This window comes from Rhizobacter sp. P2_H2 (assembly GCF_056403375.1).
In genome coordinates this window covers 1-509 of record NZ_JBFUFP010001867.1, presented here as the reverse complement: position 1 = coordinate 509, position 509 = coordinate 1, and the positions used below count along the sequence as shown (strand labels likewise).

Sequence of the window (509 nt, the reverse complement as noted above, 5' to 3'; positions counted from 1 at the left end):
GGACCGCCCCCTTCGCGCTGCCGGCGATGGTGACGCTGTTCGTCTGGGGCATCGTCTCGTTCGCGATCGGCCCGGCCGCGCAGGTGCGGGTGCTCGACACCGCCGTCGGGGCGCCCAACCTCGCCTCGACGCTGAACCAGGGCGCCTTCAACCTCGGCAACGCCGGCGGCGCCTGGCTCGGCGGCCTGCTGATCGCCGCCGACCGGCCGCTCACCGATCTGTGCTGGCTCGGCGCCGGCGTCGCGGTGCTGGCGCTCGGGGTCGTGCTGGTGTCGGCGCAGATGGACAAGCCGGGGCGGCTGGCGGCGGCTTGATCGAGCGTGCAAAGGCGTGGGTGGGGAGGCTGTGGCTCGCCGGCCGGGTCGGTCATCGCCCCTGGCGGGGCGACGACTCCCCTGCGCTGACTGGTTTCATGGCCCGTCGCCGAAACTCCCGCCACTCACTTCGTTCGTTGTGGTCAAACAGTCGGCGACAGTCAGTTCACGAAGCGTGCTGGCGCACGCGGGCCA

1 pseudogene is annotated in these 509 nt (G+C 72.3%); it reads left to right on the top strand.

The features are described 5' to 3' along the window. Positions 1-314: pseudogene (locus AC1D15_RS36675) on the top strand (MFS transporter); the annotation flags it as partial. Positions 315-509: the final 195 nt, after the last annotated feature.